Source organism: Embleya hyalina (assembly GCF_003967355.1).
In the GTDB taxonomy this organism is placed as follows: Bacteria; Actinomycetota; Actinomycetes; order Streptomycetales; family Streptomycetaceae; genus Embleya; species Embleya hyalina.
This window is the reverse complement of sequence record NZ_BIFH01000022.1, coordinates 214,429-235,403: the sequence shown is the minus strand read 5'-3', so window position 1 is coordinate 235,403 and position 20,975 is coordinate 214,429. Positions and strand designations below refer to the sequence as shown.

At 70.7% G+C, this 20,975-nt stretch carries 16 protein-coding genes and 1 pseudogene; 7 read left to right on the top strand and 10 right to left on the bottom strand.

Going from position 1 to position 20,975, the window contains the following annotated elements:
• Nucleotides 1-8 precede the first annotated feature (8 nt).
• From EMA17_RS23160 to pdxR, 5 genes are all read left to right on the top strand, one after another.
• Entirely contained in the window at nt 9-1,076 is a 1,068-nt protein-coding gene (locus EMA17_RS23160; protein ID WP_246126834.1) for a cupin domain-containing protein, read from the top strand.
• A gap of 6 nt (nt 1,077-1,082) precedes the next feature.
• A complete protein-coding gene (locus tag EMA17_RS56330; RefSeq protein ID WP_246126833.1) occupies nt 1,083-3,542 on the top strand; it encodes a fumarylacetoacetate hydrolase family protein in 2,460 nt (819 codons plus the stop codon).
• On the top strand, nt 3,539-5,647 hold the full coding sequence (locus EMA17_RS23145; RefSeq protein ID WP_126639029.1) for an acetate--CoA ligase family protein: 2,109 nt from the start codon (nt 3,539-3,541) through the stop codon (nt 5,645-5,647). The genes EMA17_RS56330 and EMA17_RS23145 overlap by 4 nt, the downstream gene beginning before the upstream one ends.
• A gap of 82 nt (nt 5,648-5,729) precedes the next feature.
• Entirely contained in the window at nt 5,730-6,311 is a 582-nt protein-coding gene (locus tag EMA17_RS23140; RefSeq protein ID WP_126639028.1) for a GNAT family N-acetyltransferase, read from the top strand.
• Nucleotides 6,312-6,376: 65 nt separating this feature from the next.
• Nucleotides 6,377-7,777 (top strand): MocR-like pyridoxine biosynthesis transcription factor PdxR, encoded by a 1,401-nt coding sequence (gene pdxR, locus EMA17_RS23135; RefSeq protein ID WP_246126832.1) that lies wholly within the window; start codon nt 6,377-6,379, stop codon nt 7,775-7,777.
• 179 nt (nt 7,778-7,956) lie between these two features.
• Here the strand turns inward: pdxR and EMA17_RS23130 are convergent, their stop codons facing one another.
• From EMA17_RS23130 to EMA17_RS23120, 3 genes are all read right to left on the bottom strand, one after another.
• Nucleotides 7,957-8,811, bottom strand: a complete 855-nt coding sequence (locus EMA17_RS23130; protein ID WP_126639026.1) for an NAD-dependent epimerase/dehydratase family protein — start codon at nt 8,809-8,811, stop codon at nt 7,957-7,959.
• 69 nt (nt 8,812-8,880) lie between these two features.
• Entirely contained in the window at nt 8,881-9,285 is a 405-nt protein-coding gene (locus tag EMA17_RS23125; RefSeq protein ID WP_126639025.1) for a cupin domain-containing protein, read from the bottom strand.
• A gap of 331 nt (nt 9,286-9,616) precedes the next feature.
• A complete protein-coding gene (locus EMA17_RS23120) occupies nt 9,617-12,286 on the bottom strand; it encodes a tetratricopeptide repeat protein (protein WP_126639024.1) in 2,670 nt (889 codons plus the stop codon).
• A gap of 507 nt (nt 12,287-12,793) precedes the next feature.
• Between EMA17_RS23120 and EMA17_RS23115 the strand changes: the two genes are divergently transcribed.
• On the top strand, nt 12,794-14,269 hold the full coding sequence (locus EMA17_RS23115) for an FAD-binding protein (RefSeq protein ID WP_218042991.1): 1,476 nt from the start codon (nt 12,794-12,796) through the stop codon (nt 14,267-14,269).
• 104 nt (nt 14,270-14,373) lie between these two features.
• Here EMA17_RS23115 and EMA17_RS23110 read toward each other — a convergent pair whose 3' ends face one another.
• Both EMA17_RS23110 and EMA17_RS23105 read right to left on the bottom strand, forming a co-directional pair.
• A complete protein-coding gene (locus EMA17_RS23110) occupies nt 14,374-14,721 on the bottom strand; it encodes a DUF1330 domain-containing protein (RefSeq protein ID WP_126639023.1) in 348 nt (115 codons plus the stop codon).
• An 88-nt stretch (nt 14,722-14,809) separates the two neighbouring features.
• A complete protein-coding gene (locus EMA17_RS23105) occupies nt 14,810-15,175 on the bottom strand; it encodes an SH3 domain-containing protein (RefSeq protein WP_126639022.1) in 366 nt (121 codons plus the stop codon).
• A 217-nt stretch (nt 15,176-15,392) separates the two neighbouring features.
• On the opposite strand from EMA17_RS23105, the gene EMA17_RS23100 reads away from it, so the two are divergent.
• A complete protein-coding gene (locus EMA17_RS23100) occupies nt 15,393-16,055 on the top strand; it encodes a hypothetical protein (protein ID WP_126639021.1) in 663 nt (220 codons plus the stop codon).
• Between the two features lie 36 nt (nt 16,056-16,091).
• Here EMA17_RS23100 and EMA17_RS23095 read toward each other — a convergent pair whose 3' ends face one another.
• From EMA17_RS23095 to EMA17_RS23075, 5 genes and pseudogenes are all read right to left on the bottom strand, one after another.
• Nucleotides 16,092-17,192, bottom strand: coding sequence for a hypothetical protein (locus tag EMA17_RS23095; protein ID WP_126639020.1), 1,101 nt, complete (start codon nt 17,190-17,192; stop codon nt 16,092-16,094).
• Entirely contained in the window at nt 17,189-17,824 is a 636-nt protein-coding gene (locus EMA17_RS23090) for a class I SAM-dependent methyltransferase (RefSeq protein WP_126639019.1), read from the bottom strand. Before EMA17_RS23090 ends, EMA17_RS23095 begins: the two co-directional genes overlap by 4 nt.
• A gap of 27 nt (nt 17,825-17,851) precedes the next feature.
• Nucleotides 17,852-19,312, bottom strand: coding sequence for an MFS transporter (locus tag EMA17_RS23085; RefSeq protein WP_126639018.1), 1,461 nt, complete (start codon nt 19,310-19,312; stop codon nt 17,852-17,854).
• Between the two features lie 413 nt (nt 19,313-19,725).
• Nucleotides 19,726-20,183: pseudogene (locus tag EMA17_RS23080) on the bottom strand (GNAT family N-acetyltransferase); the annotation flags it as partial.
• 96 nt (nt 20,184-20,279) lie between these two features.
• Nucleotides 20,280-20,942: an SDR family NAD(P)-dependent oxidoreductase gene (locus tag EMA17_RS23075; RefSeq protein ID WP_126639017.1), complete on the bottom strand. Its 663-nt coding sequence runs from the start codon at nt 20,940-20,942 to the stop codon at nt 20,280-20,282.
• Nucleotides 20,943-20,975: the final 33 nt, after the last annotated feature.

Below are 20,975 nucleotides of genomic sequence, written 5' to 3'. Positions count from 1 at the left end.
ACAGCGTGGTGACAAAGACCATGACGACACCCCCGCACACCGCGAACGAACGCTCCTACGCCGACCTCGGTCGACTCGGAGTAGAACCCCTCTGGCGTTACTACCGAAACCTGTTTCCGGCCGAACCGCACAGCCTCGCCGTGCCGTTCCTCTGGCGGTATCACGAACTACGCCCCCACCTGCTGCACTTCGCGCAGGCGCTGTCCCTGGAAGAGGCCGAACGGCGCGTACTGATGCTCGTCAACCCCGGCATGCAGGACCCGCCCGCCACCGTGAATTCGCTGTACGCCGGCATCCAGGTCGTCACTCCGGGCGAGACCGCCCAGGCCCACCGACACAGCGCGGGCGCGTTCCGTTTCGTCATCGAAGGGGAAGGCGCGTACACCACCGTCGACGGCGCGCGCCTCCGGATGCGACCGGGCGACCTGCTGCTCACCCCGGGGTGGAGCTGGCACGACCACCGGCACGAGGGAACCGGCCCCATGATGTGGCTCGACGCCCTCGACTACCCCCTCGTGAACGCTCTCGAAGCCGGTTTCTTCGAGACGTACGACCAACGTTCCCAGGACATCCGCGCGCCCCGCGACCTGCCCGCCTCCCAATACGTACACGGACGGCTCGTACCGGCGTGGGACACCGAGCGCGCGACGGCGTCCCTCGTGGGCAACCACACCTGGGAGGAAACCCGGCGGGCCTTCGACGCCATCGCCCACGACGCGGTCGGCAGCGACGTCGACGGCATCGTGCTCGAGTACACCGATCCGTGGAGCGGCGGCCCGGTCATGCCCACGCTCTCCTGCCGAATACAGCGGCTCCCACCGGGCTTCCGCGGTGCCGCGCGCCGGCGCACGCCGGGCACGATCCACCACGTCGTCAGCGGACGCGGAACCGCGCTCGTGGACGGACGAACACTGGACTGGCGGGACAAGGACGTGTTCGCCGTCCCCGGGTGGGCCTGGTGCGAACTGACCAACACCAGCCGCACCGAGGACGCGTTCGTCTTCTCCTACAGCAACGAGCCGGTACTGCGCGCCCTGGGCCTCTACCGGGAAACCCTGACCGAAAGAATGGGGTGAGGACGAATGCGCCTCGCGGTTTTCGACTCCCACCGGCTCGGCGTCGTCGACGAGGACCACATCGTCGACGTCACCGACACGATCGCCGGACCCCCGGACGCGGCGGGCCCCCTGCACCGCCTGATCGAGAGCCGGGGACCACTGCCCGCCCCGGGCACCCGGACCGCTCCCATTCCGCTGCACGAGGTGCGGACACGAGCGCCCCTGCCCCGACCGCCCAAGATCATCGGCGCGCCGGTCAACTACGCCGACCATCAGGCCGAGATGGCGGTGAGCCGAAGCATCACCGAGCTCGGGATCTTCCTCAAGGCCGCCTCCTCGGTGATCGGCCCCCGGGAGCGGGTGCGCCTGCCGTACAGCGACGTGCGCACCGATCAGGAGGGCGAACTGGCCGTCGTCATCGGCCGGACCGCCCGAAACGTCGCCGCCGACGACGCACTGGAGTACGTCTTCGGCTACACCTGCGCGCTCGACATCACCGTGCGGTCCACGGAGGACCGCTCCACCCGCAAGTCCTTCGACACCTTCACCCCCCTGGGCCCCTGGGTCGTCACCGCCGACGAGGTACCCGACCCCGGCAATTTGACGATGCGCTGCCGCGTGGACGGCGAACTGCGACAGGAGACCAACACCGGCGACCTGATCTTCGGCGTGGCCGACCTGATCCGCGTACACCAGTTCCGTCATGACGCTCTGGCCCGGGGACGTGATCCTCACCGGGACACCGGCCGGCGTCGGCCCCATCAACGACGCGGGGACGATCTCCGTGGAGATCGAACGGATCGGCCGGCTCGACGTCACCGTCGACGCGAGCGGCGCCGTCCCGTACGCCGGTCGTCCGGGGCCGCGATCCCGTCGCACGGGTGTGATCGCGCCATGACCCGGATCGCGGTCGTCGGCGGCGGCCCCGGCGGCCTGCTCGCGGCGGCGCTGATCCGCGAGCGCCGCCCCGACACGTCGGTGGACCTGTTCGAACGCAACGGCCCCGACGAGAGCTTCGGCTTCGGCGTCGTCTTCTCCGCGGCCAAGCTCTCCCGTCTACACGGAGCCGATCTCCGCCTCGGCAGCGCCCTTCGCGAGAACGGCGTGCACTGGGACGACATCGAGATCCGCCTCGAGGGCGAGCGGATGCGCTGCGCCGGGCAGGGATTCTCCGCCATCTCCCGCAGAAACCTGCTCGCGCTCCTGCGCGACCGGGCACACACCGCCGGCGTCGGGCTCCGCTATCACACCGAGGTGGACGCCCTCGACCTCGAAGACACCCACGACCTGGTCGTCGGCGCCGACGGCCTCAACAGCCGCACCCGCCAGGCGCACGCCGAGTCCTTCCGACCCACGATCGAGATGGCCACCGCCCGCTACATCTGGTTCGGCGCCGACCGTGCGTTCGACTCCATGACCTTCCTCTTCGAGCGCGCCGAAGCCGGCTGGTTCGCCGCGCACGCCTACCCCTACGACGACTTCAGCAGCACGTTCGTCGTCGAGTGCGACGAGTCCACCTGGCGACGCTCGGGCCTCGACAGCGTCGGCGAACTGCCCCCGGGCCACAGCGACGAGCCCAGCCGCATCGCGATGCAACGACTGTTCGCGGACGGACTGGACGGGGCACGGCTGCTGACGAACAACTCCCGTTGGGCACGCTTCAGCACCGTTCGGGCCGGGTCCTGGTGCCACGACCGCACGGTCCTGATCGGCGACGCGGCACACACGGCCCACTTCTCCGTGGGATCGGGCACCACCATGGCCATCGAAGACGCTCTGGCTCTCGCCGACGCGGTCGCGACCGCGTCCGACGCGGAACTCCCCGACGCCATCCGCACCTTCGAACACACCCGCAGGCCGGGCGTGGCGAGAATTCAGGACGCCGCCCTGCCCAGCCTCACCTGGTGGGAGCACTTCGGCAGCTACACCGGACTCGACCCGCGGCAGTTCGCCGTGCACTTCCTCACCCGCAGCGGCCGGGTGACCTTCGATCGACTCGCCGCGGGCGACGCCCGATTCGGCGCGGAGGCCCTGCGCCGGCACAACGTGCCGGACTCGGCGGCCGTGCTGCGCCTGCCCCTTCGACTGGGCGGGCACACGCTGCCCGACCGCACCCCGACCGAGACCGCGTTGGTCGACGCCTGCCCGCAGGCGCTGTGGATCACCGCGCCCTCGCACACCGGATCCGTCCCGGACGTCCTCGACGACCTGGAAAAACGATCCCCCGCACCCCCGCTGATCGTCGTACGCGCCGCCGGCACCGATCCGGTCGCCCACACCGCGGCACTGCTGCTCGCCGAGTTGACCAGGATCCGGGCACACGTGCCGGTGGCCCTGGTGGTGGACACGACCGACGTCGAACACCTCGCGACACTGCTCCTGGCCGGGCGCGCCGATCTGCTCGTGGTGCCCGACGACACCGAGGACACGTCCCGAACCGGCGCCGTCCCCGGAGCACACGTTCGCGGAAAGGCCGGCCGATGAGCACTTCACCGATCCCCGCGGCGGATCCGCCCCCCGGGCGGGATCTCGCGCGACTGTTCGCACCCCGATCGATCGCCGTGATCGGCGCGTCGGCCTCCCCGGACAAGGCGGGGCACGCCATGACGGTCGCGCTCGACGACTTTCCGAACCTTCATCCCGTCAACCCGCGAGCGGGTCGCATCAACGGACGACGGGCGTACCGCACCGTGGGCGAGATCCCCGAGCGCGTCGACCTGGCGATCCTCGCGGTCCCGCCCGCGGCCGTCGCCCGGACGGTCGCGGAGTGCGCGAGGGCCGGTGTCGGGGCCGTGCTCGTGTGCTCCGGCGGATTCGCCGAGAGCGGTCCGGCGGGTACGGCGCTCCAGGACGAACTCCGCGCGGTCGTCGCCTCCTCGGGCATCCGACTGCTCGGACCCAATACGTCGGGATTCGTCCACCCGGCCGCCCGGGCGCGGGCCAACTTCATGCCCTCCGTCGGCGAGTTGCGACCCGGCCCGGTCGGCATCATCGCGCAGAGCGGCGGCATGAACCTCGCGCTGTCCTTCCTCCTGCACGCCGACGACATCGGGATCAGCCTCGCGGTCGGCCTGGGCAACGCCGTCGACGTGGACTTCGTCGACGTCTTGGACCATCTCGCCCACGACGAGGACACCACCGTCATCGCCCTGCACATCGAGGGCGTCCGCGACGGCCGCGCACTCGCCGATGCCGTACGACGGGCGACCGCCGTCAAACCGGTGGTCGCCCTGAAGGTCGGCCGCGCCGACGTCGGCGACTTCGCCCGTTCGCACACGGGCGCGTTGACCGGCGACTGGACGCTGGCCCGCGCCGCGTTGCGACAGGCGGGAGCGGTGGTCGTGGACACCCTGGGCGAACTCGTGGACGCGGTCGCCGCGCTGGCGCACCGGCGCCTGCCCGCCCTGTTCGACCCGGGCGTCGCGGTCGTCACCGGCCAGGCCGGCCCCGGTCTGCTCGTCGCCGACCGGCTGCGCGCCACGGGAACCCGGCTGCCGCCGCTGACCGAGTCCACCACCGCACGATTGGCCGAGTTGCTGCCGCCGCTGACCTATCAGCGCAACCCCGTGGACACCGGTCGCCCCGACACGACGTTCCCGCAGGTGGTCGAAGCCGTCGGCGCGGACCCGCGCATCGACGCGACCCTCGTCTACACCCTCCAGGAGGCCGGCACTCCGGACACCGTCGCACACCTGGCCGAGGAACGACACGCGTGCACCGTGTTCGTCACCGGCGGGCTCGATCGGGATGTGCTGCCGCAACGGACCGCGCTTCGCGCCGCCGGCATCCCCGTCTACACCGCGCCCGAACGCGGCGTCACCGGATTGCGCGCCCTCCTCGACGACGCCCACGCCCGCGCCCTCGGCCGGATGTCCGCGATCGTGGTGCCCACGGACCCGACGGGCCCGGCCGTACCCGACCGCGGCGCGCTGGACGAGGATCAGGCCAAGACCGTCCTCGCCGGCCTCGGCCTGCGCAGCCCGCGGCGGATCGTCGCCTCGACCCACGCCCGGGCGCACGCCGCCATGGCCGAGCTCGGGAACCCCGTCGTGGTGAAACTGTGCGACGCGCGGGTGCTGCACAAGTCCGACATCGATGCCGTCCACGTGGGCGTCGCGACGCGGGCGGACCTGGACCACGCCCTGCGACGCATCGACGCGGCCGGCATCGACGCGAGTCCCCGCTACCTGCTGGAGGAACTGGCGCCTGCCGGTACCGAGTTGATCGTGGGCGCGGTGCGCGACGCGTCCTTCGGTCCGTTCGTGCTGCTCGGGGTCGGCGGAGTGGACGTGGCGACCCAGGCACCGCCCGCGGTACGGGCCGCTCCGCTGAGTCGGGCCGAGGCGCGCGAGATGTACCGGCAACTCCCCGAGCCCGTCCGGGCCGGGGCCCGGGGCAGGGCGCCGGTACCCGAGGAGGAGACGATCACCCTGCTCGTCGGGTTGGGTCGGCTGATGACGGAGAATCCGCATGTGGGGGAGGTCGACATCAATCCGGTCCGGGCCACGGCCGAGGGTCTGCTCGCGCTGGACGCCGTGATCCTCCCGCACCGAAGCCCCGATCGGGGGTCGACGTCCCACCGGGGATGAACCCGCCCGCGTCCGGGCACCGACGCCCGTACCCGAGACGTCGTCCATGGAACCTCGATGGAATCAGGAGAGCACGGCGAACATGAAGGAACGCGAACAGGTGTCGGACATCGAGATCCACCGTTTGTCGCCCGCCGACCTACCGGCGCGTCTGGAGGGGATGCGCGACGTCTACCGGGCGGTGTTCTGCGCGGAGCCGTGGAACGAGGACGAGACGGCGGCCGAGCGGTACCTGGAGCGCCTCGACGCCGACCGCCGACGTGACGGATTCGCCGTCACGGTCGCCGAGAACGACGACGTGCTGGGCTTCGCCGTCGCCTGGACGACGCCCTCGGTGTTCCCGACCACACGCAGCTACGCGCGGGTCGCGGCGATCGTGGGGGCCGAGCGCACCGAGGCATGGTTGTGCGGCGCCCGGGAGGTGGACGAACTGGCGGTGCGTCCCGGTGTCCGGGGCGCGGGAGTGGGCCGCGCGCTGCTGGCGGCGGCGACCGACGACGCCCCCTCCGGGAGGTGCTGGCTGCTGACGTCCGCTCACGTCGACCTGGCCGTCCGCTTCTACGAACGCGCCGGATGGCATCGCCTCGGCACCGACGACTCGGGCCTCACCGTCTTCGTCGGGCCGCGGCACCCCGCCGTGAACGACCCCTCCGCCGCCCGTTGACCGCCTCCCGCCGCGGGCATGGCGAGGGGGCGCGTGTCGCCGGCGTCGATCTCCACATCGACCTCGTGCGACGGGCGGCCGGGACCGGCCGCTCCCTCGAGGACGCGTTGCGCGAGGCGGTACGCTCGGGCCGGCTCGCCGCCGGGACACGCCTGCCGGGATCACGCGCGCTGGCGTCGGATCTGGGGCTGGCTCGTGGCACGATCGTCCGCGCGTACACCCAACTCGCCGCCGAGGGCTGGTTGATCGGCTCGTCGGGCTCCGGCACGCGTGTGGCGCACGTGAACGTTCCCGAATCGGTCGACGTCGATCGCCGGTCCGAGCGGGCGCCGACCGAACACCGTTGGCGGGTCGACCTGCGGCCCGGTCGACCCGACCTCGCGTCGTTCCCACGGACCGCGTGGGCGACGAGTGTCCGTCGCGTGCTGGCCCGCGCCGAGGCGGGAGTCCTCGACTACGGTGACTTCGAGGGGAGCGCGACCCTGCGCGCGAGCGTGGCCGCGTACGCCGCGCGGGCCAGGGGTGTGCGGGTCACTCCGGACGCGGTCGTCGTCACCGCGGGATTCAGCCACGGACTCGCGTTGCTGGCACGCGCGTTGCGGGACTCGGGGGTACGGGAGGCCGCGACCGAGGACCCGGGGCTCGCCCGGCATCGCGAACTGCTCACGGCGGCGGGCCTGACCTGCGTGCCGCTGCCTGTCGACGAGTTCGGCGCCGATCCGGCCGACCTCACCGCCGAAACGGGGGTCGCGTTGCTCACACCGGCGCACCAGCACCCCAGTGGTGTCGTGCTGTCGCCCGCACGGCGTGGCGAGTTCGTCGCCTGGGCCCGACGCACCGAGGGTTTCCTGATCGAGGACGACTACGACGGCGAGTTCCGCTACGACGGCAGACCGGTGGGGGCGCTCCAGGCGCTCGACCCCGAACGGGTCGTGTTCGCCGGCAGTGCCAGCAAGGCCCTCGCGCCGGGTCTGCGTCTCGGCTGGCTCGTCGTGCCGCCCGCGCTGCGCGCGCCGGTGTCGGCGGCGATCCGCGACAGCGGCGCGGGCGTGTCCGTGATCGAGCAGTTGACGCTCGCCGACCTGGTCGCCCGCGGCGACTACGACCGGCACGTGCGCCGCGTGCGCGCGGTGTACCGGCGGCGGCGCGGCGAACTCGCCGACCGTGTCCGCGCGGTCACCGGACTCGTGCTCGGGGGCGCGGCGGCCGGCCTGCACGCGTTGTTGCCCGTGCCCTCCGCCGAGCACGAACGTCGACTGGTCGCCGCCGGCGCGTACGTGGGACTGCGGCTGCAGGGCCTGCATACGTCCGGCTATCGCCATCCACCCGACCCCTCGGCCCCGGCCGCACTCGTCCTCGGCTACGCCACACCACCACCGCACGCCTGGAGACAGGCCCTGGACCTGCTCGGCGACGTGCTGGAGGCCGAGGGACCACGGGCGGGTCCCACCGCCTCCCGGCCCTGACCCGTCGACCGCCCGGCACGTGCCGACGGCTCCCGGACGTCGATACGCGCGGTCGCACGGCGCGGTCGAGGCCCATGCCGGGTCGGACGTGCCGGACGCGACGCCGTGGATGGGCGCGCGGCGCCTGGTCGGCGCCGCGCGCGGCGATCCGACCGGGCGGCCCCTCGGGGTCGTCCGGTCTACAGGGTGTCGAACCCGGATCGCCAGGAGGGGTGGGTCAAAGACCACCCGAGGTGTTTGCGGGCGAAATGGTTGTCCGCGCCTCGGGCCCAGTCGGCGCGGGGCGCGTCGCCCACCGTCGCGGGCGGTGGCGCGCCCACCGCTCGGGCGAACACCGGTGCCCACGCGTCGGCGGTCGCCGGTTCGTCGTCGACCACGTTCACGACGCCGGACGGCCAGTGCAACGCGGCCACCGCCGCCTCGGCGGCGTCGTCGACGTGTACGAAGCTCGACACGTCGCGCCCACCGGGCAGTCGGCCCGCTCGCGCGTCGTCCGCCTTGATTCCGTCCTTCGCGTACCAGGTGTCCGGGCCGTAGAGCAGGCCGTAGCGCAGCACCACCCACTCGGGTGCCTCGCGTACCGCCGTCTCCAGGGCGATCACACCCTCGATCGTGCCGCGCCGGGGCTGGGTCGTCGTGTCGTCGAGCGGCGTCGTCTCGTCGGCGGGCTCGTCACCCGCCTCGTACACCCACGCGATGCTCTGGGCCACGATGCGCCGCACTCCCGCCGCGTGGGCGGCGTCGACGAGATTGCGGGTACCGACCCGGCGCATCCTCGCGTTGGCCTCGAGGTCGGCCCGGGACAGGTCGGTGAGTTGATGCATCACGACGTCGGGTTCGGCCCGTGCCACCGCGCGGGCGAGCGACTCGCGGTTGTAGACGTCTGCGGACACGACCGTGACGCCGGGTGCGCGCGGGTCGACCGCGGCGTCCGCGCGGCGGGTCAGCGCGGTGACGCGATGCCCCGCGGCCACGAGCGCGGGCACGACCCGCCTGCCGAGGACGCCGGTCGAGCCGGCGAGGAGAACATGCATGTCGGGATTCGGCTTTCGGTCGGGGCGGCGGCGGAGGCGTCCGCGCCGCCGGCGATGCGCGGGCGGGGCTCACGGGGTCGGTCGAGGCGCCCGCCGATCGCGCCGTGCGAGCAGTTCCTCCTCCTCGACGATGGTGAGCATGGGTTCGCCGGGAACGCCGACCATCACCACCACGAAGCGGCTCCACGCGTCCGCGAGGTTGTTGCCGGCCTGATAGTGGATGACGTCGCCGCCCGGCTCCCAGAACGCCTCACCGGCACGGATGATCCGTTCGGGCTCGCCTTCGAGTTCGAACACCATCTCGCCTTCGAGCATGTAGCCGAAAACCGGACCCGAGTGTCGATGGGGAGGGGTTCCCGCGTCGCCCGGCGGCAATTCGACGGTCATGACCATCGCCTCGCCGGGTGTGGGCAGGAACGGCGGAATCTGGTGAAGGAGGGAGGTAAGTACGATCCCACCGCGCTTTTCGATCATGGCGACAACGCTAGGCGCGGATAGGTCCACGCAAGTGGTCCACTCGGACCCACATCGGGTGGACCGGTTGCCGCGCACGTGGGCGAACCCGTCCGGGTACCGCCGGAGCGAGGGCGTACCGCCGGAGTCCGCCGGCCTGCGGATGTCGGCAGCACCCGACGGAGCGCGCGAACGCCATGGTCCCGGCGAGCGAGTGGACCACCGGCGCGGGACGAGGACACGAAGCAATCCGAACTCCGGTCCGTGCCATCGGACGCCTCCGCACACCCGGTAGACCCGCGGACGTACTGCGGGCCGGTGTCGCGGCTCGCAGTACGTCCACCGGGACGGTTCACCAGTATTTGGTGAAGTCCGTCCCCTTCTTGATCAGGCGCAGGTAGCGTGCTTCGTCCTTCGCGGAGGCGTCCACCACCGTGCTGGTGAACGCGCCGTACGGGGTGGCGTCCTGTTCGACCTCGCGCAGTCGCGGGAGATGACCGCGAAGAGTCAACTCCCAGTACGTCACCGCGTTGATGTGGATCCGGTGCAGGTCCTCACAACCGGCGAACTCCAGGCGCCCGGGGAAGGCTTCGCTGTAGTCCTCGTCGAGTACGTTCCTGAAGTCCACCAGTCGCGCGTGCGGCCCGACCAGCAGTGTGTCGGCCTCGACCACGCAGTCCCGGAACGAGATTTCGCGAAGCCGGGTTCCGTCCCGGCCGTCGACGTCGACGAAGGTGCCGACGCGGATGTCCCGGGCGCCCCGGTAGTGGCCCTCCTCCAGCGCGAATCGCTCCAGCGCGGGGTGCGCGAACACGGACTCGTCGACCGTCGCGCCACGGAGGTTCAAGACGCGCAGGTTCGGGCAATGGGCGGCGAAGTCGAAACCCGAGAAGTCGGTTCTCGTGAAACCGAAGCGCTTCATCTCGAGGTGGTACAGCAGTGCTCCGTGCCGCTTCAGGAACAGGATCAGTCGCGCACGGTCGACCTCGTCGAGCCCGTCGACGATCAGCCGGAGGCGGCCGGCGCCGATCCCGGAGACATCGTCCAGGCGGTCCAGACCGTTGGGGGCGATGCGCCACTCGTGTTCGCCCGCTTCCTCGCACAGGGTGGCGAGGAATGTCGCAACGTCCGGGGCGAGGTAGGTCGGTGGCCGGTCGTGTCGGGTCACGAACACCTCGCCGGTCTCGCCGTCGACGGCCACCCCCCGGTAGGGGTCCTCGTAGAACGAACCGAGTTGCGACAGCCCGCCCCAGCCGTCGGGATTCTCGCCGCCCGAATACCGCTGAAGTGCCTGGTCGCCGTGGGTGATCTCGTGGGCGACGTGGAACGTGCCCATGTAGCGGGGGAGTCCAACCTTGGCGAGGACGGCTCGAAGGGTGGGGTCGATCGTGCCGTCGCCCAGGCGCTTCGCTTCCACGACGCACGGCTCGTAGTTGCTGTACGTATCGCGCAGTCGCTCGACCGCGGCGACCGCCGCGGCGGGGTCGGTGCGGGGCGGGGTGCGCTCGCCGTCCGGACGCAGCCCGGCGCGAACCGCCCGGTGGTAGGGGCCCGCGTATTCCTCGGCCAGCGCGGGCAGTGCGCGAAATCGCGGGTGTTCCCGCAGCGGGGCGAGGTCGTTGTCGTCGACGATCTCGCGTACCATCCCGGGCCGCACCCGCAGCGCCTGCTCGACGCAGTCCAACGCGGCGTCCGTCTCACCCGCCATGAGGCGGGCGTACCCCAGCCAGTGCCAGAGTCGACCGTCCGGGTGCTGCTCCAGCGCCTCGGTGAACACCCGGATCGCTTCGTCGTGTCGGCTCCGACGCAGCAGCAGCGCCCCGTGGTCGATCCAGGCGCCCACGGATCCGGAGCCGTCCGCCGTGGCCTGGGCGTAGTAGCCCAGTGCGGTGTCCGGGTCGCGGAGCAGGGCCTCGTGGACATGGGCCTGCAAGTGCCGGGCCGCGCCGGTCACTCCCCCTTCGGTGGCGGCCACGTCCGATTCCCGAAGCGCCCGGTGCGGATCGTGCCGGCACGACAGCCAGGCTCGCCATAGTCGGGGCAGACCACCTCCGGCGCCCAGTTCCGTCGCCCGCCGGAACGCGGTGTCCGTCACGTGGAGCAGGCAAGCGTCGTACGCGGCGAACCCGGTCTCCAGCCACAGTGCGCCGTCGTCGGGATTGCCCTGGAGCATCGTCACGATCTCGTCGAGGGGGCGGGCCGGGGGATTCGGCAGCCCCCGAAATGTGCGTACGACGAAGACGGGTCGTGTCGGTTCCCATGTGCGCTCGTACACGGAGGCGACGGTGGTCAGCGCCCGCAGGGTGTCCATGGCGCCGGGCGCCGTGCCCGCCAGAACGTCCGCGGCCTTCGCGGCCCGCGCCGCCGCCGGGTCGTCGAGCGGCGCGTCGGCAGGCAGGCGCGGATCGTCGAGCCCTCGCAGGTCCACGAGGAAGTCGAACTTCGACCACGACGTGTACAACTCGTCGGATCGCCACCGCAGTGCCTCCGGCACGCGCGGGTCCCCGGTGAGCACGTAGGCGCACCGCTGACGCGGTACGCCGGGGTGTTTGCGGGCGACCTCCGCGAGCACCTCGAGGCCGAGTTCGCCTCGCTTGGTTCGGCGCACCACGGCCCGCCATCCGCCTCGACGCATCGTCTCGGCCCAAGCCCGAGCGCGTGCCCGCGGTTCGTCCGCCGCCGGCGTCGTGCCGGCCACCACCGGGGCGTGATCCGTCGTCAGCGCCGCCAGGAGCGGCGTGGCTCGCGGATCCTCGGCCGGGGTCCGGGTGCGCCCCGGCCCACGCCCCAGCGAAAGCCACTCGCCGCCCGCTTCCCGGACGTACATGTGCGTCTCGCGTCGGATCCGGTCCGACCAGGGGCCGGCCGCGCCCGCCGCGATCATCTCGGGCCCGGCGAGCAGCAGGTCGACGAGCCGCCCGAACGTCTCGAAGCCGGCCTCGTCAATGAATGCGCGACCGTCTCGCACCACTCCGGCGAACTCGACGGCGCGGCCGTCGACGCACACGTCCAACCGGAGCATGTCCGGATTGGGAAGACCGGGTGCGTTCACCGAATACTCGCACCGGGGAGCCGATATCCCCTCTTCGCAGCGGCCCGCGACGACCTCCAGGACCGATGACGCGTCCGCGCGTTCGCCATCGACCGGCCGCCATCCGACTCGGTCGGCTCTTTCACACATGATCCGAATGCGGTTGTTCTGCCTACGAGTCAACAACACGAACAATGCCTCACTGTCGTTTCGGTGGTGCATGGATCACCGGCACCCTCACAGAGCGCACCGACGCTCGACGTCGCGACGGATCAGGGCTGCATCCGGCAGTGGCGAGAACGCCCGCCGCCGTGGGCGCAATGGCCGTTCGCGACGCGTTTGTCCGATCGGAAGCGCGCTTGGGGACACCAGGATCGGAACTACCGCCAAGGAATGTTGCGGTAGCAATCAATCGTGCGCGGAGTCGGATGAACGAGGTTCCGTTCCGTCGGGACGAACACCCTGTCGACTCGGCGAAGCGAGAGGAGAACCTCACCCATGTCCGATCGGAGTCTCCCCGACATCAGTCGCCGCACCTTCGCCCGCGGGCTCGCCGCCACGGCGACGGTCGTCGGCATCGATACCCTCTCCGGGCGGTGGATCACCCGGGCCGCCGCGGCCGAAGCCGGCTCTTCCGCGTTCGACGCGGTTCCACGCCTGGACGGTGAACTGCTGCTCGACGAGCCCTCGCGCCAGGCCGTCGCCGTGGACAACGGCAACCTGACCCGGGTGGTGCCGCGAGCGGTACTGCATCCGGGATCGACGGCAGACATCCAGACGATGATCCGGTTCGCCCGACGCAACGGCATCAAGGTGGCCGCGCGCGGGGCCGGACACACGACCGACGGCCAAAGCCTGTCCCCCGGGCTCGTCATCGCGACCGGATCGCTGAATCGCATCCACTCGATCGGACCCGCCGGCGCCGACGTCGACGCCGGCGTGCTGTGGAGTGACCTCGTACGGGCGACGCTGGCCCAGGGCCTGGTCCCGCCCCAGCTCACGGACTACACGAATCTGTCCGTGGCCGGGACACTGTCGGTCGGCGGTGTCTCCGGGCGCTTCGCGCAAGGCGCTCAGATCGACCGGGTCCGCCGCCTCGAAGTGGTCACCGGCACCGGCGAATCGCTGATCTGTTCGGCGACCGAGAACCGCGAACTGTTCGAGGTGATGCTGGGCGGCCTCGGGCAGTGCGGAGTGATCACCCGCGCCAGGGTCGACCTCGTCCGCGCACCCACGGCGGCGCGGATCCACACCCTCAGATACACCGACAACGCACGCTTCTTCCGCGACCTGCGCACACTGCTGCGCCGGGGAGAGCTCGACGAGGTCTACAACATCTGGGCGCCGGGGCCGACGGGTTGGGACTACCTGCTCCAGGCCGTCTCCTACTACGACGCCCCGTCGTCCCCGAATTCGGCTCGACTGTTGCGCGATCTGAGCGTCTCCCCCACCGAGGCGTCCGTCGTGGACCTGCCCTTCGCGGCGTACCTGGAGCGGATCAACAACGTCATCGACGCCACGAGCGGGTACGAACGCCTGGTCAAACCATGGTTCGACGTTTGGCTGCCCGACAGCACCATCGAAGGATTCGTCGGCGCGGTGCTGCCCACGCTGACCCCCGAGGACGTGGGTCCCTCGGGATTCCTGCTCCTGTTCCCGCAACAACGCGCCAAGCTCACCCGGCCCTTCTTCAACGTCCCGGATTCGAACACCTGGGTCTTCCTCTTCGACATCCTGACCAGTTCGCCCACCGATACCCCGCCGGCCGGCTTCGCCTCGGCTATGAAGGCGCGCAATCGCACGCTCTTCGACCGGGCCCGCGCCGCAGGCGGGACGCGGTATCCGATCGGAACGCTCGACTTCGATCGCGCGGACTGGAAACGCCAGTTCGGTGCTCGCTGGCCCGAACTCGTCAGACGCAGGCAGCGCTACGATCCGGACGGCATCCTCGCCCCCGGAGTCGGCATCTTCTGAGGCTGTTCGGGACGGAGCGGGAAGCGCCGACGACCGAAGGGACCGCGGGGCGGGCCACCGCCCCGCGGTCCCTCACCGACGCAACGATGGTGCCGCTCCCCGCCTCACCCGACCGAGGTCGAGGTGGCGCCGGACACGTAGCCCTCGGGGACACCGTCGACGATCACCAACGAGCTGTCCATGTGCGCCGTGCGCAGAGCGATGATGTCCCGGTAGGCGGGAGACTCGTACCAGGAGATCGCGGCGGCCCTGCTCGGGAACGCGATCACGACCAGGGACCCGGTCCAAGGATGCTCCAATACCTCCGACTCCCCTCCGTGGACGAGGTATCGCCCGGAGAAGGGAGCCAACGTGTCCTGTACACGATCGAGGTATTCGTCGACCTCCGCGTGCGGGGCTACATTCGCCAGGATCGCCACGACATACGCCGGCGGCACATTCACTTCGGTCATTCGAACCCGCTCTTCGTCTTCTCGTCTTCAGGGCACACCCGGATTACACGGGTTCCGCCGAGACCGTCCTCCCGTGGCGCCAGGGAGATCAGGCCGGAACGCATGTGGCGGCATAGTTGACCACCCACGTCGACGACACCCAGCCCCAGCGACCGTGACGGAAGCTGAACACGTACTTGTAGCCGTTCGTCGAGATCCGCAAGTCGGGACTGGCGCCCCAATAGCCCTGAACGGTGTTTCCTCGATACAGGGATCCGTAGACCGCGTACCCCGCGCCCGGCCCCGAGCGAAAATTCACCCCGTCCCCGGTGATACCGCCCACGCACTTGTACACCGACCTCACGTACGGCCCGGTCGGCACCGGGGCTGCCTGTGCGGCGGGCGCGAGGGCTGCGCCGCCACCGACGAGAACCATCGCCAGGGCAAAGCTCTTCGCTATCGCTGATTTGCTCATGTTCGCTCCTAGGGTGTAGAAGAAATGATTCGGCTCCGCTCGCCCGTCCCCATAGGAGAAATGCGTCGAGTACAGGGGTCCCATTCCGGGTGAGGACCCAACGGGCCGGGTACACGGGCAACTCGTCCGGCAACCATCGAAGGTCGTGTTCTTCCAAGCCAGGCACCGCGTCTCCGTCGAAGCTGAGTTTCCACTCACACCACACCGAGGACGGACGATGCGCTCTTTTGTCGAGGCCACGACGCGCCGCCGGAGCACGACCACCCTCGTCGCGGCTCTGGCCACAACGGCCGTCCTGGCCCTGGGCGGTTGCGGGAACAAGGACGACACCCCTTCGGCAGCCCCCTCGACCGCGTCGACATCGGCCACTTCCGCTCCCTCCCCGAGTGGGACGGACCGCACGAAGCCGACGTCCGCCGTGACCGCGCCCGCCAAGCCGACGGGGGTCGAGTTCCCGGCGCAGGTCGCGGGACACCAGCGGCTGGAGCAGAAGAACGCGCCCAAGGTGTCCTCACTGGTCGGTCTGCAGAACGCGCTGCACACGAAGGGGCTCACCCAGGTGCAGACCGCGGTCTTCGGGCCGAGCGCCGACAACGAGGCGAAGATGGTGTTCGTGTCGACGGGGCAGCCGGGCCAACTCGGGCCGCAGGCGTACGTCGAGAAGATCTCGTTCCCCCAGGCGAAGCCGGTCGACACCGGAAAGGTCACCTCGCCGGGCGCGTTCCGTTGCTGGGCGACGACGGGCGCCGACGCCGTGATGATGTGTCTATGGGGCGACGAGAAGAACTTCCTGGCCATGGGCACCGCCACCGGCTACGCCTCGACGCAGGAGCTGATCGACGCTCTCCTCACCGTGCGGCGCCAGATGTTCGGCCTCTGATCCGCGGCGCTCGACCGGCCGGGGTACACGCACCCGTCAACGGGACGTGATCGCTCGGAGCTCCATCTCGTGTCGCGCGTTCCTTCGTAGCAGCGCCTCCAGGTGGTACAATTCGGCGACAAGCCCGTCATCGTCGCCGTCGAGCACCCGGCGCGCCAGGCCGATCAACGAGTCGTCCTCGTGGGGCGAGGACCATTCGAACAAGAGATCACACAGCGCGTCGCCGCTCTCATCCGGCTCCGGCGCCATGCGCAGGCCGAGCCATTCCCGGTTCTCCCAATGACGCAGGAGAGCGGTGAACGTCGCGATGCAGTGCCGTTGACGCTCGGGGTCCGTATCGGAGTTCAACGCCGCGATCAGATCGGCGTACAACCGCGGCATGCCGAGCCCCAACGCACGCGCGCCCGCATACGCCCACCGGTCCGATCCCGTCCCGCCGCCGTACGCCTCCCAGTGCGGATTCCACAACAGTCGCGCGAACTCGGCGCGACCGGCGTCGCCGTGCAACGCGATGCCGAGAATCAGCCCGCCGTTGCAGTCCGTGGACGCACGGGTCTCGCCCCACTCGACGAGCCTTCCCAACCACGACGGATCACCCGTCTTGCCGGCGAGGACCGGCAGGAACTCGGGAAACAGGTGGGACCCGGCGTGCCGTTCCAGAGCCTCCGCGATCTCGGTGCGCAGACCTCGACACGACAGGTGCAGCAGGCCCAGGCACGCGTCCATCGACGTGTGGTACGAGTACGAGGACGCACCCTCGACGTGCTCCCACAGGATCCGTTCGGCCGACTCGCACCCCAGGTAGCCGACGGCGCGCAGCACCTCGGTCGGCACATCGTCGCGCAGCCGGCCCGCCTCGACACCGACGTCCAACAGGCGCTCGGCCACACCGATATCGCCGTACCGAGCGAAGATCGGAACCAGATTCGCGCGAGCCGCGGGATCGTCGACGAACACCGGGAGCAGCGCCTCCACGTCGGACCGCGACCCGTGTCGCAACACCACGTCCACGACCGTCGACTCCCACCGACAGGTCACCGTCGACGGATCATCGACGTACCTGTCGAGCAACGTCCGCGTCGCCCACGACACCGCCATGCCGACCACCACCTCCATCCGGACAACGCCGTTCGTCACGGCCGAGAACCCGGCCCTGGGCCCGGCAGGCGCGCGGGCCTGTCCGTCACCGTTTCGGATTCGTCCACACCAGGGAGTACCGCCACAACAGGTGCCGCCGCCACCGCACGCCCGGAAGCAGCTCGACGGCCAGGCCGCCGCATCGTGGCGTAACGCTCCGGCGGCGGCCAGACGATCGGGGCCGTGGGCGTGTCGTTGTTCCGGTTCCGCTTCGGCCGAACCCGACCGACGATCTGGGCTGCCACCTCGACCGGGATGTCCTTGGGCAGTTCGGGCCTGGCCATGCCGATGACGACCAGGACGCCGCCCGGCGCCACCAGTTGCCGCAGCCCGACGAGTCCGGCGCGGGCATCCATGTGATGCAGCGAGGCGACGGCGCTCACCAGATCGAAGCTCGACGGTGCCGGCCGGCCGGTGACCACGTCGCCGATGACGTAGTCGATGTCACCGGCTTCGGGGTGGGCTCTGCATCGTTCGACGCACGGCCGATCCCGATCGATGCCGACGACCTCGGGGATGCCCCTCCGGCGCAGTTCGCGGGTGAGGCCGCCGTTGCCGCAACCCACGTCCACCGCCCCCGTGCAGCCGGGCGGGATGGCGTCGAACACGAGCGGCTCGTACCTGGAACCCATCCGGCCGAGTATCCCATGGCACAGCCGTCAATCCGGGTTCGTCGGGGGCCGGTTGCCGGTGCGGATGAAGCGGGTCGAGAGGGTCAGGATCGCGAGGGCCAGGATGACGAGCAATCCCGGTCGGAGCATGGACAGTTCCGTGCCCGGCGTGATCGCGGCGGTGACGACGGCGAGGCCGAAGGCACCGCCGATCTGGAGCGAGCTGTTGAGCAGGCCGGCCGCGAGTCCCTGCTCCTCGTCCGCCACCCCGGCGGTGCCGGCGACCATGAGCGCGGCGATGCTGAAGGCGAAGCCCACTCCCCAGAGCACGGACGCGGGCAGCAGCACCGTCCACAGGTCGGGCTCGGGCCCGATGCGCAGCATCAGCAGGTAGCACGGCAGGAACGCGACGAGCCCGACCATCAGGACCCGGTCGACTCCGAACCTGTTCATCAGCGCCCCGAGCCCAGGTCCGACGGCGACCACCGTCAGGCCCGCCGGCAGGAGCACCAGTGCCATCTGCCAGGGGCGCCATCCCTGGAGATCCTGGAGGTACAGCGCGAGCACGAACTGGAAGCCCATCGCACCTCCGTACAGGAGGGCGATGCCGATGTTCGCGACCACCAGCGTTCGGTTGCGGAAGACGCCCAGGCGGATCAGTGGCTCCCTCACCGTGCGCTCGATCACGACGAAGGACGCCAACAGGAGTCCGGACAGGGCGAATCCGCCGAGAGTACGCGGCGAGGTCCAGCCCGTCTCCGCCGTGGAGACCACCGTGAACACCAGAAGCAGCATGCCCGCGAGCAGCGTCAGCGCGCCCCCGACGTCGAGGCGTTGACGCCGGGGGCGCGGCGGGTCCGGCGGCAGGAATCGCAGTGCGCCCAGGAGCAGCAGGACGGACAGCGGGATCGGCAGGACGAAGATGAATCGCCAGTTCAGCCCCGCGAGCAAGCCGCCCACCAGGAGCCCGGAGGAGTATCCCGAGGCCTCGAAGACGTTGAAGATCCCGAACGCCTTGTTCCGCTGCGGGCCTTCGGGGAACGTCGTGGTCAGCAGCGACATGGCCGCCGGTGCGGCGAAGCCGGCCGCCATGCCCTTGACGAAGCGCGAGACGATCAGCGGGGCCGCGGCGTCGGCGAACACGCCGAGCAGCGACACGATCGCGAACGCGGCCATCGCGAGCACCAGTACGCGCCGCCGGCCGAACAGGTCGGCCACCCGTCCGCCCAGCAGCAGGAATCCGCCGAAGGCCAGGATGTAGGCGCCCACCAGCCACTGCGCGGTGGCCGCGCTCATGCCGAGTTCGTGCCGAATCTCGGGAATGGCCACGACGACCATCGAGATGTCGAGCCCGTCGAGCAGGATCACCCCGCTGAAGATCAGGATCGAGATCCACAGTCTCGACGACCAGCGTGGGGAATCCGCGCCGATTTCGGATGACTCCGCCTCGGGTGTGCACGCCGCTCCGCTTCCCGGTCGCTGCTCGCTCGCTGCCGGACTGCTCGACATTGATGGGCTCCTCTCCAGAACGATCGGCCCCCGGGCACGCCGGCTCACGATTCGGTGGAGTCGAAGGTGGGCGCCGCACGGGCCGCGACGGTGCTCGTGGAGCATCGCGCGATCGAACGTCGCGCAATGCCCGACGGTGCCGTCGACTCCCCGGCGGGCGGGCCGATCACCAGCGTGCCGCAGCCGGGCGCGGGCACCCAGCCCTCTGTTCGGCGTACGACCGGTGTTCCCACCACCGCCGGGGTCAGGCTCGGCGCACCCGCGTGCGGCCGCACCGGGGCTCACGCGGGCGTCGGCCGGGGGGATCGGCTACCGCCGCCTCGAACCCCGGTGGTGCCGACGGGCGGGGCGCGCCGATCCGCGCCCCGCCCGTGCCCGGTCGCGTCGCCCCGCGGCGTCCCGCGAGCCGGTCGTCACCGGCGCTGCCACCGGTCTCGGGTGAGTTCGTACTCGACGTCGCCGTGCTCGGAGCCCTCGATCTCCTCCGGCCAGTCCTCGAAGAAGGTCCGGACGAAGGTCAGGCCCACCTTTTCCATCACCCGCCGCGATCCCGTGTTGACGGTCATCGTGTTGGCGGTGACCCGCTCGACGCCGAGTTCGGCGAAGCCCTTGTCGATCAGGGCGCGGGAACCCTCGGTGGCGTATCCGACTCCCCAGGGCGCCTTGCGCAGTCGGTATCCGAGTTCCACCACCGCGGGACTGTCGTCGACGAGGGGCGGAACGCGAACCAGCCCACGAACGCGCCTGCGGATCGTTCCTCGGCGATCCAATACCCCGGATGTCCCAGGCCCGGACGCACGTGCAGGAACCTCGGCAGGGTTTGCGACTCGATCGCCTCGCGACTCGTCGGCCGACCGCCGTCGATGAATCGCTTCGGGTCGACGGCATCACCGGCGGGCCCGTCCCGGCGTCGGCTCCGGCTCTCGGAGCGACTGCGGAACGGGCCCCGCCCCCGCGTGGCGGTCGATCAGGCCACGGGCTCTCCCGCGAAGACGACCTCGTGCTCCCATGCCTGCACGGCCTGGGTGTGCAGGCGCCAGTAGTGCTCGGCGATGGCGTCGGGGTCGTACTCGGTGCCGGGGGCGACCGGACCGCACACGGTGACCGTCGCGACGTGGACCCCGGCCGGCCCGTAGGACCGGCCCAGTAGTTCGGCGAACGCCCGCAGTCCGGCCTTGCCGAGCGACAGGCTCGTCAGAGTGGGTTCGGGGTTGGGCATTCCTCCCGTGAAGACGATGGTTCCCTTGCCGGCGTCGACCATCCGAGAGCCGATGTGGGTGGCCGCGGTCATCGCCCCGCCGACGTTGATCTTCCATGCCTCCAGGTGGTCTGCGATCGAGAGCTCGCCGGGAGCGTCGGCCCGGATCAGGCCCACGTTGTAGACGAGGACGTCGGGCACGCCTTCGTGGGCGACGGCGGTGTCCAACGCCTCGCGCAGCGCCCGCTCGTCGGTGACGTCGGCTCGAATGCCCCGAACCCGCGCGCCCGAGGCGGCGAGATCCGCGGTGGCACGGTCGATGGTCTCGGCCGTTCGTGCCAGCACGGTCACCGGCAGGCCCTCGTTGGCGAACCTGCGGGCGACGGACAGGCCGATGCCCGGACCGACGCCGACGACGATTGCACCGGACATGTGTTTCTCCTTCGAAACCATCGGTGCCGAACC